At 68.6% G+C, this 15389-nt stretch carries 13 protein-coding genes; 5 read left to right on the top strand and 8 right to left on the bottom strand.

The features are described from left to right. Positions 1 to 240: 240 nt before the first annotated feature. The 6 genes from ald to Q1K70_RS17335 all read right to left on the bottom strand — a co-directional run bounded on the left by ald (position 241) and on the right by Q1K70_RS17335 (position 8862). Positions 241 to 1353: an alanine dehydrogenase gene (gene ald / locus Q1K70_RS17310; RefSeq protein ID WP_300162206.1), complete on the bottom strand. Its 1113-nt coding sequence runs from the start codon at positions 1351 to 1353 to the stop codon at positions 241 to 243. 357 nt (positions 1354 to 1710) lie between these two features. Continuing rightward, positions 1711 to 3279: a sigma 54-interacting transcriptional regulator gene (locus Q1K70_RS17315; RefSeq protein WP_300162209.1), complete on the bottom strand. Its 1569-nt coding sequence runs from the start codon at positions 3277 to 3279 to the stop codon at positions 1711 to 1713. Positions 3280 to 3322: 43 nt separating this feature from the next. Beyond that, the gene (locus Q1K70_RS17320) at positions 3323 to 4333 is read right to left on the bottom strand and encodes an inorganic phosphate transporter (protein WP_300162213.1); all 1011 of its coding nucleotides are present in this window, start codon (positions 4331 to 4333) and stop codon (positions 3323 to 3325) included. Then, positions 4326 to 4961: a DUF47 family protein gene (locus Q1K70_RS17325; RefSeq protein ID WP_300162215.1), complete on the bottom strand. Its 636-nt coding sequence runs from the start codon at positions 4959 to 4961 to the stop codon at positions 4326 to 4328. Before Q1K70_RS17325 ends, Q1K70_RS17320 begins: the two co-directional genes overlap by 8 nt. A 189-nt stretch (positions 4962 to 5150) precedes the next feature. Then, positions 5151 to 6842 (bottom strand): histidine kinase dimerization/phospho-acceptor domain-containing protein, encoded by a 1692-nt coding sequence (locus tag Q1K70_RS17330; protein WP_300162218.1) that lies wholly within the window; start codon positions 6840 to 6842, stop codon positions 5151 to 5153. A 118-nt stretch (positions 6843 to 6960) separates the two neighbouring features. Further along, positions 6961 to 8862, bottom strand: a complete 1902-nt coding sequence (locus Q1K70_RS17335) for an alpha/beta fold hydrolase (protein ID WP_300162221.1) — start codon at positions 8860 to 8862, stop codon at positions 6961 to 6963. Between the two features lie 74 nt (positions 8863 to 8936). Between Q1K70_RS17335 and Q1K70_RS17340 the strand changes: the two genes are divergently transcribed. The 5 genes from Q1K70_RS17340 to Q1K70_RS17360 all read left to right on the top strand — a co-directional run bounded on the left by Q1K70_RS17340 (position 8937) and on the right by Q1K70_RS17360 (position 12317). Continuing rightward, positions 8937 to 9353, top strand: a complete 417-nt coding sequence (locus Q1K70_RS17340) for a hypothetical protein (RefSeq protein WP_300162223.1) — start codon at positions 8937 to 8939, stop codon at positions 9351 to 9353. 78 nt (positions 9354 to 9431) lie between these two features. Next, entirely contained in the window at positions 9432 to 10982 is a 1551-nt protein-coding gene (locus Q1K70_RS17345; protein WP_300162226.1) for a methyl-accepting chemotaxis protein, read from the top strand. A 31-nt stretch (positions 10983 to 11013) separates the two neighbouring features. After that, entirely contained in the window at positions 11014 to 11208 is a 195-nt protein-coding gene (locus Q1K70_RS17350) for a hypothetical protein (protein WP_300162229.1), read from the top strand. Positions 11209 to 11283: 75 nt separating this feature from the next. After that, positions 11284 to 11892 (top strand): hypothetical protein, encoded by a 609-nt coding sequence (locus Q1K70_RS17355; protein ID WP_300162235.1) that lies wholly within the window; start codon positions 11284 to 11286, stop codon positions 11890 to 11892. A 14-nt stretch (positions 11893 to 11906) separates the two neighbouring features. Next, positions 11907 to 12317: a bacteriohemerythrin gene (locus tag Q1K70_RS17360; protein WP_300162238.1), complete on the top strand. Its 411-nt coding sequence runs from the start codon at positions 11907 to 11909 to the stop codon at positions 12315 to 12317. 81 nt (positions 12318 to 12398) lie between these two features. Here Q1K70_RS17360 and Q1K70_RS17365 read toward each other — a convergent pair whose 3' ends face one another. Together Q1K70_RS17365 and Q1K70_RS17370 are read right to left on the bottom strand one after the other, a co-directional pair. Then, on the bottom strand, positions 12399 to 12722 hold the full coding sequence (locus tag Q1K70_RS17365; RefSeq protein ID WP_300162241.1) for a hypothetical protein: 324 nt from the start codon (positions 12720 to 12722) through the stop codon (positions 12399 to 12401). Between the two features lie 688 nt (positions 12723 to 13410). Next, a complete protein-coding gene (locus Q1K70_RS17370) occupies positions 13411 to 15225 on the bottom strand; it encodes a methyl-accepting chemotaxis protein (protein WP_300162244.1) in 1815 nt (604 codons plus the stop codon). Between the last annotated feature and the right edge of the window lie 164 nt (positions 15226 to 15389).

Below are 15389 nucleotides of genomic sequence, written 5' to 3' on the forward strand. Positions count from 1 at the left end.
CATCTGCCGTCCATGGCGCTCCCTCGGGGCTTTTAGGTGATATGCCGCGATGGGAGGGACATGGCTTTCGGGCCTGTCCGGGGCGGCCCCGGTCCCGGGGCGCGAGGGCGCGCCCGGAGACGGCCGAGGCGGCCCCGGGGAATTCCCGGGGCCGCGACGGCCGCGTCCGTTGGCGAGGCGCGCGCGGAGTTCCCCCGGCCGCGATCCGGGCAGGGATCGCGGCCGAACATGCCGTGGGTCCTACAGCAGGGATTCCACCGGGGTGTAGTCGAGGCCGAAGGCGTCGGAGACGCCCTTGAAGGTGACCTTGCCGCCCACGACGTTGGCCCCGTTCTTGATTTCCAGGGTGTCGCGCATGGCCTGCTTCCAGCCCTTGGAGGCGATCTCCTGGGCGTAGGGCAGCGTGGCGTTGGTCAGGGCCAGGGTCGAGGTCTTGGCCACCGCGCCGGGCATGTTGGCCACGCAGTAGTGGACCACGCCGTCCACGGAGTAGATGGGGTCGCCGTGGGTGGTGGGCTTGGAGGTCTCGAAGCAGCCGCCCTGGTCGATGGCCACGTCCACGAGCACGGAGCCCTTCTTCATGAGCTTCAGCATCTCGCGGGTGACGAGCTTGGGCGCCTTGGCCCCCGGGATGAGCACCGCGCCGACCACCACGTCGGCCCGGGACACGAGGTCGCGGATGACGGCCGGGCTGGACATGAGCGGGATGCAGTTTTTGGGCATGATGTCGCTCAGGTAGCGCAGGCGGTCCAGGTCGAGGTCCAGGATGTAGACCTTGGCCCCCAGGCCGCAGGCCATCTTGGCCGCGTTGGCCCCGACCTCGCCGCCGCCGATGACCACCACCGTGCCCGGGTCCACGCCCGGCACGCCGCCGAGCAGCACGCCCAGGCCCCCGTGCTCCATCTCCAGATATTTCGCGCCCTGCTGGATGGCCATGCGGCCGGCCACCTCGCTCATGGGGGTCAGAAGCGGCAGGGAGCCGTCGGCCTTCTGCATGGTCTCGTAGGCGATGCCCACGCACTTGCTCTTGATCAGCGCCTTGGTCTGGCGCTCGTCGGCGGCCAGGTGCAGGTAGGTGAAGACGATCTGGCCCTCGCGGATCAGGTCGTACTCGGCGGGCATGGGCTCCTTGACGTGCATGACCATGTCGGCACGCGCGTAGATGTCCTTGGGCCCGTCCACGATCTCGGCCCCGGCCGCCTTGTAGGCCGCGTCCTCGAAGCCGCTGCCCGCGCCGGCGTTTTTCTCGACGAGAAGCGTGTGGCCGTGCTGGCACATGACTTCCACGCCCGCGGGGGTCATGCAGACGCGATTCTCTTCGGACTTGATCTCCTTGAGGATGCCAACGATCATGTTCTTGCTCCGGTGGGATTTGAGGTTGTTCGGTCGCGCCGCCGTGGGCGTTTCCCTTTCAAAGCAAATCCCTTGCCAAGCCGACTCCCGGGAGCGTGGCCCGGCCGCCTCCCGGGAGACCGGGAAAGATTCCCGAAAATAAACCCTTTTCTGCCGGGAGATTAGCCTGAAAAACAAAACCGGCGGGAAGAATTCCCGCCGAGGCGCGCCGGCCGCGTGGCGGCCTGGAAAACGGAGGAAGCGTCCAGGAGAAAGGGAGCATGGAACGATATCGTTCCATGCCTCTACAGAAAGGCATCTAACTTATTTCAATAAGAAGAGAAGTTGCGATGGAAATAAAACGTTCCGGATGGATCGTTAAGTTTCCAACTGATGCTTGCGGAGCTTGTTGCGCAGGGCCGTATGCGAGATGCCGATCTCCCTGGCGATCCGGCGCAGGCTTTTGCGACCCGCCAGGGCCTCTTCCAGGAGGCCCCGTTCGTACTGGCCGAGCGCCTCGCGCAGGGGGCGCGGCCGGACCGGGTCCGGCGCGGCAGGCGGGACCGCGTCGCGCACGCGCTCCTGGAACAGCAGGATGGCGTCCGCGTCGATGGGATTTTCGTCGGACAGGATGGCCGAGCGCTCCACCACGTTCTTGAGCTCCCGCACGTTGCCCGGCCAGGGGTGGCGCAAAAGCTTGCGCCGGGCCCCCTCGCCGAAGGCGCGCGGCGACGTGCCCAGCCGCGAGGTGAGCAGGAACAGGAAATGCTCGGCCAGGGGCAGGATGTCGTCGACGCGCTCGCGCAGGGGGGGGATGGTCAGGGGCAGGACGTTTATGCGGTAGTAGAGGTCCTCGCGGAACAGGCGCTTTTCCACGAGCTCTTCCAGGTTGCGGTTGGTGGCCGTGACGATGCGGGCGGCCACCGGCGATTCCCGGCCGTCGCCCAGGCGGCGCACCCGGCGGCTCTGGATGACGCGCAGAATCTTGGCCTGCGCCCCGAGCGGCATCTCGCCGATCTCGTCCAGGAAGACCGTGCCCTCCCCGGCCAGCTCGAACAGGCCCGGCCGCCCTTCCCGGCGGGCCCCGGAAAACGCGCCGCCCACGTAGCCGAACAGTTCGCTTTCCAGCAGCGACTCGGGTACGGCGGCGCAGTTGACGGCCACGAACGTCCCCTCCCGGCCGCTGGCCGCGTGGATGGCCTGGGCGAAGAGCTCCTTGCCCGTGCCGGATTCGCCCCGGATGGTGACGATGGCGTCGCTGGGGGCGATCTTCTCGGCCATGGCCAGGGCCTCGCGCAGGGAGGGGCTCGCGCCCACGATGTCGTTGAAGCTCACTTCCCCGGGCTCGGTCATGGTCCTGGCCAGGTCCTGGATGTCCTGGGCGTCCCGGGCGATCTCCACCGCGCCGAGCACCGCGCCCGAGGCGTCCAGGATGGGCCGGCCGGTGGCGAAGTAGCGCAGCCGCTTGCGTTTCTGCACCACGTTCTTCTTGACGTTGTTGTAGCGGCTGCCGCGCAGGCAATCGAGGATGGCGTAGTCGGGCAGGGGCAGGTCGCGGACGTCCCGGCCGACGACGTCGGCGGCGTCGCAGCGAAAATTGGCCTTGGCCACGCTGTTCATGAGGGTGACGCGACCCTCGGCGTCCACGGCCAGGATGGATTCGTCGATGTTGTCGAGCACGATGCGCAGCAGGTTGGCCTGCTTTTCGTGGGGCAGCGCCTCGATGAACCGGATTTCGAGCAGGTCGGAGAAGGCGGCCAGCATGGCCAGGATCTCCTCCCGGGGGCAGACCGGCCGGCCGGGATCGATCTCCATGAAGATGTGGGCGCAGCCGTCCTTCTGCACGACCTCCATGGCGACGATGTTGCAGCCCTGACCGGCCAGGCGGGAGGAGATGTCGGCCACGATGCCGATGCGGTCCGTGAAGGTGAGGTGCAGCTTGCTCATGGCCTCCCCGTCCCGGCCGCCGGCGAGGCCGGGGGGCGCGGGTCTAGACGGCCACGCCTGTAACCCGCAGGGCGAAGTAGCACAAGGCCGCCACCACGGCCGCGGCCGGAATGGTCATGATCCAGGCCACCACCAGCCGGCCGGCCACGCCCCAGCGCACGGCCGAAAGCCGCTTGGACGCGCCCACGCCGATGACCGTGGTGGAGATGGTGTGGGTGGTGGAGATGGGCGCGCCAAGGGCCGACGCGCCGCAGATGACGGCCGCGGCCGCCGTCTCGGCGGCGAAGCCGTGGATGGGCTCCAGCTTGAAGATCTTGTGCCCCATGGTCTTGACGATCTTCCAGCCCCCCGAGGCCGTGCCGAGGCCCATGGCCAGGGCGCAGGAGAGCTTGACCCAAAACGGCACGGTCATTTCCGGAATCTCGCCGAAAAGGACCAGGGCCAGGGTGATGATGCCCATGGTCTTCTGGGCGTCGTTTAGGCCGTGGCTCGTGGCCATGAAGGCCGAGGACACGATCTGGAGCTTCTTGAACAGGAAGTTCACCCGCCTGGGCGTGCTGCGGCACACCAGCCACGACAGCAGCACCATGAGCAGGTAGCCGGACAGGAAGCCGGCCAGGGGAGAGAGCACCAGCGGCAGCAGGATCTTGGTGGCGATGGAGCCGTAGCTCGGCGCGTCCCAGCCGCCGTAGGCGATGGCCGCGCCGATGAGTCCGCCGACCAGGGCGTGGGACGAGGACGAAGGCAGGCCCCAGTACCAGGTGAGCAGGTTCCAGACGATGGCCCCGAGCAGGGCGGCCAGCACCACCCCCTGGCTGCCGGCCACCACCTCCGGCCGCACGATGCCGCTGCCGATGGTGTGGGCCACGGCCGTGCCCAGAAACGCGCCGAGGAGGTTGAGCGCCCCGGCCATGCACACGGCCGTCAGCGGCGAGAGCACCTTGGTCGAGACGATGGTGGCGATGGCGTTGGCGCTGTCGTGGGCGCCGTTGGTGAAGTCGAAAAGCAGGGCCACGGCCACCACGGCGACGAGCATGAGCGGGATGTCAGGCATTTTTGAGCACCACGCCTTCCAGCACGTCGGAAAGCGCCTCGGTGCGCTCCACGGCCGCCTCGATGCGGTCGAATAGGTGCTTCCATTTGACGATGTCCAGGATGGCGGCGTAGTCGCCCTGCTCCTCGCCGCCGTCGTAGAGCTCGCCGATGCCGACCATGAGCAGGGTCTCGCACTCGTGCTTGAGGGCCTCGATCCTGGCGAAGTGCTCCTCGGCCTGCTTGTTGGCCCGCATGCGCGAGAGCACCATGCCGACCTCCTCGATCATCGCCCGCAGGTTGCTGATGATGCGCCGGGCCGGGTAGCGGATGCGGTCGAAGCCGAAAAGCCCCACCCGCGAGGCGATGGCCTTGATGAGGTTCAGGATGTCTTCCTGGGTGAGGTTGATCTCGTGGATGTCCTCACGGTCGATGGGCGTGATGAAGGTGAGCGAGAGCTCCTTGGCGATGCGCCGGCTGATGGCGTTGCCTTCGGATTCGATGATGGTGATGCGTTTGCAGCGCTCCTCCACGTCGTCGAAGGAGGTGAACAGCTCGTCGAGGATGATGGCCGCCTTGACCAGCTTGCGGTGTTGCTCGCCAAAAAGGTCGTAGAATTTCACCGACCTGGGGAACAGGCTGAAACCCATGGCTTCTCCGCTGTCGTTGCGTGCGGGCCGGCGAGCCGCCGCGTCCGGGGCTTGCGCGATCCCTTTCCGGGGTATCCGGCATCCGAATGCGCGCGCGGCGTCCCTTTGACGCCGTCGCGTTTCAAAGAAAAAAACGATTCCAGTATGTTGCCTGCAAAGTCCGCATCCCCGAAAGGAAAGGGCGCGGCCCTAGGCCGCCCCCCCGGCCAGAGGCAGCCGCACCACGCGGGACGCGCCGTCGAGGCAGGCCTCGCCGCCGCCGTCGGCCAGGTCGGCCGTGGGCAGGGCGATGTCCAGATTGGCCGGTCCCTCGAAGCGCAGCACGGCGTGGCCGTCCTCCCGGCTGGCGGTCACGCCCACGGACACGGCGTCCGGGGTCTGGGAGAGGATGGCGCAAAAGGCCCGCACCATGTCGTCGTAGGCGGCGCGTACGGGCAGCGGCCCGTCCGGGGCGGCCACGAGCCGGGCCACCACGCCCTTGGCCCGCAACAGCGGGGCGGAGAGCATGAGCGCCTGCTTGAGGGCGGAGACGGCGTCGCCGCCGGGGGTGGCGGCCCGGGCCGCGGCGAAGCGCTCGCGGGCGGCGGCGAGCAGTTCCTCGATGAGCGTCTTCATGTCGTCGGCGGCCCGGATGACCGCGCCCAGGGCCATGGCCGCGTTCGTCCCACGGCCGGCCTCGTCCCCGCCCGGCGGCAGCAGGTCCAGGGCCGTCTCGGCGAACCCGCGCACCTTGGTCAGGGGCGTGCGCAGGTTGTGGGAGACGTCGATGACGAAGTCGCGGAAGATGCGGTCCATGGAGGCTGCCTCGGTGACGTCGTGAAAGGTCGCCACCCTCGCGGCCGGGTCGGCCTCGTCGGCCAGCCGCGCCGCCGTCACCTCCACCACCCGGCCGTTGGCCAGCTCGAAGCGGCCGATGCGCTCCCACGGCCCGGCCTCGGGGTCGAAGGCGGTCAGGGCGCGCTCCACGCAAAGGGGCATGCCGGCCTCGATGGGCGTGCGCCCGACCGGCTCGGGCAGCTTGGGGAACATCTCGCGCAGGGCCCGGTTGGCGGCCACGATGCGGCCGACTCCGTCCAGGATGGCCACGCCCTCGGCCATGCTTTCCAGGACCGCCTCCTGGCGGGCCCGGCGCTCCTCGATCTCCCGGACCTGCCCGCCGATGCGCTCGGCCAGGATGTTGATGGAGGCGGCCAGGGGCGCGAAATCCCGGGCCGGCACGATGTGGATGCGCCGGTCGTAGTGGCCCCGGCCGACGGCGGCGACCACGCCCGCGATTTCCTTGAGCGACCGGGACGTGCTCCGGGCCAGACCGTAGGCGGCCACGCCCCCGGCCACGAAGACCAGGGCCAGCACGGCCAGGATGGCGTCGCGAAGGCGCGAAAGCTCCCCGCCCAGGGCGGACATGGGCATGGCCAGGCGCAGCACTCCGGCCGGCACGCCCTCCCCGCCCGGCCAGGCCCGGGCCACGTAGAGCATGTCGCGCCCGAGCGTCTGGCTCTTGCGCACGTCCTGGCCGAAGCCGCCGGCGAGCGCCTGGCGGACTTCCGGCCGGCCGGCGTGGTCCTCCATCTCCGGCACCCCGGCGGCATGGACCGCGGAATCGGCCACCACCTTGCCGTCCACGATGTAGGTCAGGCGAAAGCCCAGGTGCGGGCCCAGGGCGTCGGCGTAGGCGGCCAGGGCGGACCGGCCGTCCAGGCCCGGCTCCTTGGAGAGCAGGTAGCCGGCCAGGTCCAGGGAGGTCCTGGCCCGTTCCTCGGCCTCGGCCAGCACGGCCTTTTCGGCCCGGCCGGTGGCGAAGACGAAGACACAGATGAGGACCAGCAGGAAAAATCCCCAGGTCCAGAGCAGAAACTGCAACGTGATCGAGCGCTTGGGCATACCCGCTCCCTGCGTGACGAAACCGTTTCGATTGCGTGACGGTTCCGTGGCGCACAGAGGTATAGGCGGCCTGGGCTCCGGGGGCAAGAGGGCATGTCCCGGCGGCCCGCCCCGGCCGTCAGGAAGCCGGGGAAGCCTGGGGGGCGTTTTCCAGGTGAAGCAGGAGGATGCGGCGCATCTCGCGGATGGCCAGGGGGTGTTCGTGGGCGCTGTGGCCGGAGTGGACCACGAGCTCCGATTGCGCGCCGTCCAGGTGGGAACTGGCGTAGGGCACCACGCCGTCGGAGCCGCCCGTGCGACCTCCCTCCTTCTCGTCGCCGATGATGGAGTGGTAGGGCACGACGATGGGCGCGTCGGCCAGGCCCAGCAGCACCGAATTCTTCGGGGAGAGGCTGTCGATGCCCGTGATGGACGGCAGTTCCTTGCCGCCCGGACCCATGGCCCGCAGCAACGCCCCGCCCACGCTGGCGAAGGGCCCCAGCACCGTGGCCGGCAGGGTGATGAGCGCCCGGCCGATGCGGCCCAAGTTCCCCAGGGCCAGGTCCGAGCCCCGGTGGGGCACGGCCACGAAGATGATGCGGGAGACGTAGGGTCTGGGGGAAAAGAAGAAGGCCTCGCGCACGGACGCCTTGTCCGCCGGCGGCACGTGCAGGGCGTCCAGCGGCGTCTTGGACACATGCGCCCAGAGGGCCTCGCCGCCCTCCTCGGCCAGGGTCTTGGCGAGCAGCCCGCCCATGCTGTGGCCGACGACCACCATGCGGGCGAAGTTGGGGTTGGTTCCGGCCGGGTCCACGGCGCGGCGCACCTCGTCCAGGGACCGGCGCAGGCCGGCGGCGGAATAGAGCACGGGATTGCCCGTGGGGTAGCGGAAAAACCAGAACTGGTAGCGCGCGCGAAGCTCCGGGTCGCCCATGAGGCCGTTGAACACGTTGGCCCAGGTGCTCGGGCTCGACATCAGGCCGTGGACGAAGACCACCGGGATCTTGCCCGGGTCGTAGGGCTGCAGCATGTACAGGCCCGAAAGCTTCTCCCAGGCGGCCGGGTTGATCATGCCCTCCAGGCCGCTCGGCTCCGGGGCCTGCTGCATCATGAGGGCCAGGGGCGTGGTCAGGTCGTATTCCATGGCCACGCGCCGGCCCTCGATTTCGAGCGACGTGCCCCGCATGGGGTCGTGGACCTCGAGCGCCGCGTCGTAGACCAGAGCCCCGGAGGTCTTCGCCTCGGGCCTGGGGGAAAAACGCAAAAAGAGCGTGGCGGCGTAGGCCTGGCGCACGTTGGGGGTGAAGCGGTCGGCGGCGCTGCGCTTTTGCGCCGGCGGCGGGCGACGCACCACGGCCATGGGCACGCCGAGCCCCAGGCGCACCTGCTGGGGGGTGAGTCCGATCACCTCGAACTCGTAGGCCAGGTGATAGCTTTCGAGTTCGTCCGGGGCGAAGGCCAATTGGGAGGTGCGGCCGGTCAGGCGCACCTTGCCCCGCAGCCAGGGCAGCTCCCGGCCGTCGGCGTAGGTCAGGCCGGCCTCGCGGGCGTAGAGGGAGTAGTTGGCCAGGGAGCGGTTGTAGAACTCCATGGCCTGGCGGGAATACGGGTGATAGATGTCGAGCGCCGGCGAAAGCGCGTCGTCGAACAGGTAGGCGTAGGCGTACAGGGCGCTCGACAGGTAGTAGGAGGCGGCCCGTTCCGTGTCGGCCCGCTGCTTCTTTCCCTCGAAGTAGCACAGTTCCGACAGAACGAAGAAGGCTTCGCGGTCGTTTTGCGCCCGGGCCTCCCGGTCCAGACCCAGGAGCATGGATTCGGCGTCGGCCTTCCAGGACGCCTCCAGGTCGCGCTGGCGTACGAAGACCAGGGAGCGCTCCGAGGGGCTGGCCGAATTGAGCGCCGTGCGGTCGAACTCCCTGGTGCGCGTGTCCATGGACACGGGCTTGACCCCGATGCGGGCGCAGCCGGCGAGGAGCGCGACGAGGAACAGGCAGCAGCCCAGGACGACGATGCTGCGGCGCGGCGTTCCGAGGGATTTCACCGCATCCGCTTTACAGCTGGAGGCAAAAGGAATAATTTCAAGCACCCTTGTATCCTGTAAAAAGGAGCACCTTCATGCGCGGCCTGCTGACTTGCGTCTGCCTCGCCTGTGCCTGCCTCGGCCTTTGCGCCTGCAAAGGCATGTACGCCGTCTCTCCCAAGGACATGTCCGGCAAACCCACGGTTTACGCCACGGTGCGCAAGGCGCCTGATCCGCTCCTGCTCGGCTGCTACATGCGAAGCAGCCCCAGCGAATACTATCATCCCAACAAGTACGAGTTCTGCCTTGTGCGCGACGGCGACCGGTACGCCCTGTTCTATTACGTCATGGACGGCAAGACCCTGGCCACGTTCAAGGACTGGACCGGGGCGGTCGTGGACGGCGACAGTTTAACGGCCAACTATGACGCTTCCCGGTACTTCGTCAAGGACGGCGAGGTCTGGCAGACGACCACCACAGGCGGCCCCCACCGCATGCTGCGCATGCCCTGACGCCCCTGCCCCAAGGGGGCGTGGACCGGCGCGGCGAGGACGGGGCATGTTCCAGACGCGACACCACTGGAGGCGGACATGAACGCACGGATCTGGATCTGGCTGGGCGGCGTGGCGGCGTCGCTCGCCGTAGCGGCGGGGATCGGCTGGCTGGCCGGCGACGGCGCGGGCATGGCCCTGGCCGGGGCCATTGCGCCGGCGGCGGTGGCCGCGGCCGCGGTGCTTTGCGCTGCGAACCGACGGCAGACCGAAACCGAGGTCATGGCCCGGGCCGTCGAGGTCCTGGCCACCGGCCGGGGGACCCTGCCGGACGGCCTTCCCCCCGAACTGGCCAAGCCCCTGGCCGACCTGGCCGAAACCACCCGCACCACCCGGGGTTTCCTCTCGGGCATCCTGGACGGGCTGCCCATCCCCTACCTGCTGGTGGACCTCAAGGAGCGCACGCTCCACACCAACCAAGCCACCATGCGCATGCTCGAACTCGATACGCCGCCGTCCTCCCAGCTCGGCCGCACCCTGGCCGAGGTCTTCTACAACGACCCCGGCCGCGAGACCGTGGTCGGCAAGGCCATGCGCCAGGACCTGGTCTTCTCCAACAAGGAGGTGACCATCACCGGGCACAAGGGCGGCCGGCGCGACGTCTTCTACAACGTCTTTCCCCTCAAGGACCCGGCCGGGAGCATCATCGGCGGGCTTTGCCTCTATCTCGACGTCACCGAACTGCGGGCCAAGGAGGCGGCCCTTTGCCGCCAGAACGAGGATACCGCCGCCCGGGCGGACAAGGCCGGCCGGCTGGCCGGGGATCTGGCCGACACGGCCAAGACCCTGTCCGACCGGGTGGGCCAGGCGAGCCAGGCGGCGCGGGGACAGCGCGCGCGCCTGGAAAAGGTGGGCGACGCCATGGAGCGGCTGGGCCGCTCGGCCAGCCACATCGCCGACCAGGCCCGGGAGACCGACGCGGCGGCCGGAGCCGCCCGGCAGCGGGCCGCCGACGCCTCCAGAACCATGGAACGGGTGCTGGCCGGCATGGACCAGCTCTCCCGCAAGGCCGGGGACCTGGGCGAGCACATGCGCACCCTGTCGGACCAGGCCCGGGAAGTGGGCGGCATCCTCGGCGTGATTTCCGACATCGCGGACCAGACCAACCTGCTGGCCTTAAACGCCGCCATCGAGGCGGCCCGGGCCGGCGAATCCGGACGCGGCTTCGCCGTGGTGGCCGACGAGGTGCGAAAGCTGGCCGAGAAGACCATGGCCGCCACCAAGGAGGTGGAGCACACGGTCACGGCCATCCGCGACAGCGCCGAAACCAACAGCCGGGCCACGGCCGAGGCCGTGTCCCTGGTGGGCGAGACCGCGGCCATCACCCGGGAGGCCGGACAAGGCCTGGACGCCATCCTGGAGCTGGCCGGCCGGACCTCGTCCCACATCGGGGCCATCGCCGAGGCGGCCACGGCCCAGCGCGTCGCCGGCGAGGAGGCGAGCCGGGCCGGCGGCGACATCGCCGGCGCGGCCTCGGACACGAGCCGGGCCATGGACGAATCGGCCGCGGCCGTGGCCGCCCTGGCCCGGGTGGCGGCCGACCTGGAAGCGCTTTTCACCGATGTCGGAGCGCTGCGCCCGGCCCCGTGACAGGCCGCGCGTTTGACGCTACACTGATTGTATGTGGGAAACGGTCGCAATCGTCGCCATCTTCTTCCTGGCGGTCAGCGTCTGCCTGTGGTTTTTCATCGGCAAGACGGCTCGCAAGCGCCATGACGCCATCGCCCGGGGCAAGTTCGATTTCGACGCCTTCAAGTCCCGGGAGATCGCCCGGCGCGGCGTGCACGACACCACCCGGTACGGCAAGAAGCGTTAGCCGCAATCACCGCCCGGCCGGCCGCATCGGCGCGAACGTCGCGCCGCGGCCGGCCGCGGCCTTCGAGGAGTGCCCATGTCGTTTATCCGCCCCTGCCTCGTCGCCATCGTCCTCCTGCTCGCTGCCGTCAGCGCCGCAGCCCAGGGTCAGGTCCCGTCGAGCCTGGCCGGCGTCGCCCTCGGCGACGCGGCCGACCAGCACAAGGCCCGCCTGACCTTGTCCAAGGCCCGGCCCCTCGGCGACGCGCCCTGGCTGCGGCGCGTCCCCGTGCGCCCCGACGCCCATTTCGCCTCGGGCTACGTCCTGGTCGGCACCTGCGCCGCCCCGGGACGGGTGGCCCGGATCAAGATGCGCTACCGCGACGGCAGCCTGGACTTTTTCCGCAAGATCAGCGGCGAGATGCTCTCGCGCTACGGCGACCCCACCGAGTACAAGGGCGAGCTCGACGGCCGGGTCATGGGCAACAAATGGGGGTTTTCCGATCCCTGGCTGCGCCCGGTGAGCCTCATCCTGCAACGCGTGGAGGGCGAGGACCCGGAATCCGGCGCGGGCAACACCGTCAAGCTGACCAACTGGGGCCTGCTCGAGGCCGAACGCGCCTGCTGGCAGGAGCGGCACGCCCCGGCCAAGGCCAAGACGCCCCAGGCCAAGGCCGGGCAGGACAGCGGCTACCTGCCCCGCTGACCAGGAGGCGCGCCATGACGCAACCGGTTTTCGACGACAGCCTGCGCACGGGCTTTGAAGATATCGACGACCAGCACCGCCTGTTCCTGGACATGCTCGGCGAACTGGCCGAACGCATCGCGGCGGGCCAGCACCGCCAGGGCCTGCTGGACGCCTTCCAGGGCATGCGCGCCTACGCCGAGGGGCATTTCGCGGACGAGGAGGCGCTCATGGCGCGCTACGCCTATCCGGCCCTTGCGGCGCACCAGCGCCTGCACGCCACCTTCACCGACATGGTGCGCGACCTGGAGGGCCGCCTGGGCGAGGGACCTGGGCTGCTTTCCCTGGAAACGCTGGAATTTCTGGGCAGCTGGTTCATCGGGCACATCCGCAACGAGGACCAGCGCTTCGCTGCCCACGCCAGGGCCTGTCCGCCGCCCGCCTGAACCGGCCCACCTCGCCGAACATCAAAGGCCCGGGAGAAAAAAGTTTTCTCCCGGGCCTTTGAGCTCGATGCGGATCGACGCTTACGAGAAGAAATTGAAGGTCGTACCACCGCTGCCGAACAACGACGAGAAATCGAGCGTCGTGCCGGTGGTTCCGAAGCTGGAGAACAGGTTGGTGGTGGTGCCGCCGAACAGGCTGGTGAGGTCCAGGGAGAACCCGCCCGTGCTGCCGCCGAAGATGGACGTGAAGTCCAGGCCGAAGCCCGAGGTCCCCAGGCTGCCGGTCAGGTCCAGGCCGCCCGTACTCGTGGTCCCGAAGCTGAAAAGGCCCGTAGTGCCGGTCCCCAGGTTCTGAAAAAGCGACGTGAAATCGAAAAGCCCACCGCTGCCGGATAATGTCGCCATGTTGCCCTCCCGTTAAAAGTCATAGTCCGGCTTTTCAACCGGAAAACGCCCCCTCGCACACGCGCCGACGGATTCCGGTTTTTGTCGATTCCCCAGACCCATTGCACGCGTGCCCCTCAAGGTTGCACATGGATAGCCGCCCGACCCGCTGATGTCAATCCATCCTGGCCCTTCAACGGCTAAAAAACGGATGAAGTAACACAAATGACCTTGTGACGGGGGGCCAGGCGCGAGTTGTCCACACTACCGAAACAAGGGTTCCCGAGTAAATCGCGACGAATTTCGGCCAAGGAAAGCATAAGAAACATGACCAACCAAATCCATCAACATTGATGGCGTCTTCGTTGAAAAGCACATTGTCCCCTGCCCCCCGAATATATGAACATGCCAACGCGGAAAAAAATACAAGCAATACTCAAAACAAGGAGACAACAGAAGCGGATCACGCAACAACATCGGCACAGTATCCAAATCGTCGTGAACTTTTTGAAAAAGGATGGCATATCCAGTCCTTTTCGTATTCGTCGCGGCCTGCCTTGACCCGCATTCAAGCAAAACACATTCCGAGCTTGTGCAGTGACCTCGTCGACGCAGCCGCCCGCCGCCCCGCTCGCGAACGCGAGCGGGCGGCGGGCGGCCAAAAAAGTCGCGCGATCGTCACGGGGGCGGGCCGGCGGCCCGGCGCTTCTCAGCCGAAGACCTTGATGTCCGCGCCAAGGACTCCCACCACGCGCCCGTCGGCCAGGATGGGGACGGAGATGGTCAGGCAGTACTCGCCCGAGGCTTCGGAGACGTAGATGGGGGAGATGCAGGTGTCCTGCTTCTCCATGACCGAGGTGAACCAGGGGCGGCGCGACCAGTTCTTGCCGCGCACCGAGCCGCCCCGGTTGCCGCCGAAGCCGGCCGGCGCGATGTTCTCGGTCACCTGCACCCCGGCGGCGTCGGTGGCGTAGAGCAGTTCCAGGAAGGCGTTCTCGGCCAGGGCGCGGCGCATGAGGGATTCCATGCGCCCGGGCTCCATGCCGGCCATGTCCGGCGCGGCGGCCATGGCCTCGACCACGTCCTGGGCCGTGCCCTGGCCGATGAGCTTGAACACGCCGTTGAGCTTGATGAGCTCCTCGATCTCGCCGCCGAGGTTCTCGATGGTGCCGGCCGAGCGCACCATGCCCTCGGTGGTGCGGGCCGACAGGTCGTGGACCCGGTCCATGGCGCTCTGGATGCGCTCGCTGGCCTGGACCTGTTCGTCCGAAGCCGCGGCGATGGCCCCGACCTGGGCGGCGGCGTCGCCGGAAAGCTCCACGATCTGGCTTAGGGCCTCGCGCGACTGCCCGGCCAGTTCCGTGGCGTCGGCCACGGCCCCGGCCGCCTGGTCCATGTGCCGGACATTGTCGAAAGTGCCCTGCTGGATGGCCTGGATGACGCGGGCCACCTCGGCCGTGGCGGTCATGGTCTTCTCGGCCAGCTTTCGCACCTCGTCGGCCACCACGGCGAAGCCGCGCCCGGCCTCGCCGGCCCGGGCCGCCTCGATGGCGGCATTGAGGGCCAAAAGGTTCGTCTGGTCGGCGATGTCGGAAATGACGGTCATGACCTGGCCGATGGATTCGGCCTGCTTGCCGAGCTCGCCCATGTTGGCCTTGAGTTCGCCGGCAAGCCGGCTCACCCGACCGATGGCGGCCACGGACGCGTCCACCACCTCTGCCCCGCCGGCGGCGCGCTTTCTGGCCTCCTCGGCGGCGGTGGCCGCCTTTTCGGCGCTTTGGGCCACGGCCACGGTGGATTCGACCATCACTCCCACGGACGCGGCCGTGTCGTCGATGAGGGTCTTTTGCTCCTCGGCCCCCTGGCTGACTTCCCGGGCCTCGTCGCGCAGGTCGGCTGTGGCCTTCTTGATGGAGTCCGCCACCCCTTCCAGGGTTTCTCCGGCGGCGAGCATGCCCAGGCGCCTGGCCGCGTCCTTGCGGCCGGCCCGGCTGGCCTCGCCGGAGGCCTCCTCGGCGGCGGCGGCGTGGGCGGCCACTTCCTCGGCCCGCTCCCGGGCCAGGGCCAACTGGTTTTCCAGCACCAGCACCATGGCCTCGAGGCTTTCCTTGAGCACGCCGAGCCGGCCATGGAAGCGGCCGTCTCCGGGCAGGGCCGTGGCGTCGCCCTGCCCCACCCGGTTGGCGTAGCCGGCCAGCATTTCCAGGGGACGCATGAGGTAGCGATTGAGGATGGTCAGAAACAGCCCGGCCAGGACGGCGGCGGCGGCCAGTCCGGCCAGCCACGAGGCCGTGGCCGCCTTTTCGGGCAGAGTGGAGATTTCCCCGGCCAAGGCGGCCAGGTCGGCGCGAAGCTTCCCCTGGTCTCCGGTCCCGCGGTCCGCCTCGACCCGGGCGAGCTCGGCCTTGGCCGACTCGGCCAGACCGGACAGCCGCCAGGAGGCCGCGCCGTTGGCGATGCACACGGTGAGGAAAAAACCGACGACCGTCGTAAGGGTCAGACGCATCTGCAGGGACATACGCATGGGGGTACCTCTTGAAACCATGCGCACAAAATTATCCCGCACCGGCGGCTTGCGCCGATGAGCTGCGTCACGAGAATGCCGCGCAGGTTTGACAGGCTCGTAGCACAAGAAAAGGGCATGTCAACCCTGCAACGGAAATCCCTCCGACCAGTGCCGAATTACCA

The organism is Solidesulfovibrio sp. (genome assembly GCF_029978005.1).
Lineage (GTDB): Bacteria > Desulfobacterota > Desulfovibrionia > Desulfovibrionales > Desulfovibrionaceae > Solidesulfovibrio.

What these genes read in the sequence shown, in the direction of transcription:
- Q1K70_RS17365 (WP_300162241.1), bottom strand. Translation starts at nt 12,722, where the DNA reads ATGGCGACATTATCCGGCAGCGGTGGGCTTTTCGATTTCACGTCGCTT.
- Q1K70_RS17330 (WP_300162218.1), bottom strand. Translation starts at nt 6,842, where the DNA reads ATGCCCAAGCGCTCGATCACGTTGCAGTTTCTGCTCTGGACCTGGGGA.
- Q1K70_RS17350 (WP_300162229.1), top strand. Translation starts at nt 11,014, where the DNA reads ATGTGGGAAACGGTCGCAATCGTCGCCATCTTCTTCCTGGCGGTCAGC.
- Q1K70_RS17370 (WP_300162244.1), bottom strand. Translation starts at nt 15,225, where the DNA reads ATGCGTATGTCCCTGCAGATGCGTCTGACCCTTACGACGGTCGTCGGT.
- Q1K70_RS17355 (WP_300162235.1), top strand. Translation starts at nt 11,284, where the DNA reads ATGTCGTTTATCCGCCCCTGCCTCGTCGCCATCGTCCTCCTGCTCGCT.
- Q1K70_RS17315 (WP_300162209.1), bottom strand. Translation starts at nt 3,279, where the DNA reads ATGAGCAAGCTGCACCTCACCTTCACGGACCGCATCGGCATCGTGGCC.
- Q1K70_RS17320 (WP_300162213.1), bottom strand. Translation starts at nt 4,333, where the DNA reads ATGCCTGACATCCCGCTCATGCTCGTCGCCGTGGTGGCCGTGGCCCTG.
- Q1K70_RS17325 (WP_300162215.1), bottom strand. Translation starts at nt 4,961, where the DNA reads ATGGGTTTCAGCCTGTTCCCCAGGTCGGTGAAATTCTACGACCTTTTT.
- ald (WP_300162206.1), bottom strand. Translation starts at nt 1,353, where the DNA reads ATGATCGTTGGCATCCTCAAGGAGATCAAGTCCGAAGAGAATCGCGTC.
- Q1K70_RS17360 (WP_300162238.1), top strand. Translation starts at nt 11,907, where the DNA reads ATGACGCAACCGGTTTTCGACGACAGCCTGCGCACGGGCTTTGAAGAT.
- Q1K70_RS17340 (WP_300162223.1), top strand. Translation starts at nt 8,937, where the DNA reads ATGCGCGGCCTGCTGACTTGCGTCTGCCTCGCCTGTGCCTGCCTCGGC.
- Q1K70_RS17345 (WP_300162226.1), top strand. Translation starts at nt 9,432, where the DNA reads ATGAACGCACGGATCTGGATCTGGCTGGGCGGCGTGGCGGCGTCGCTC.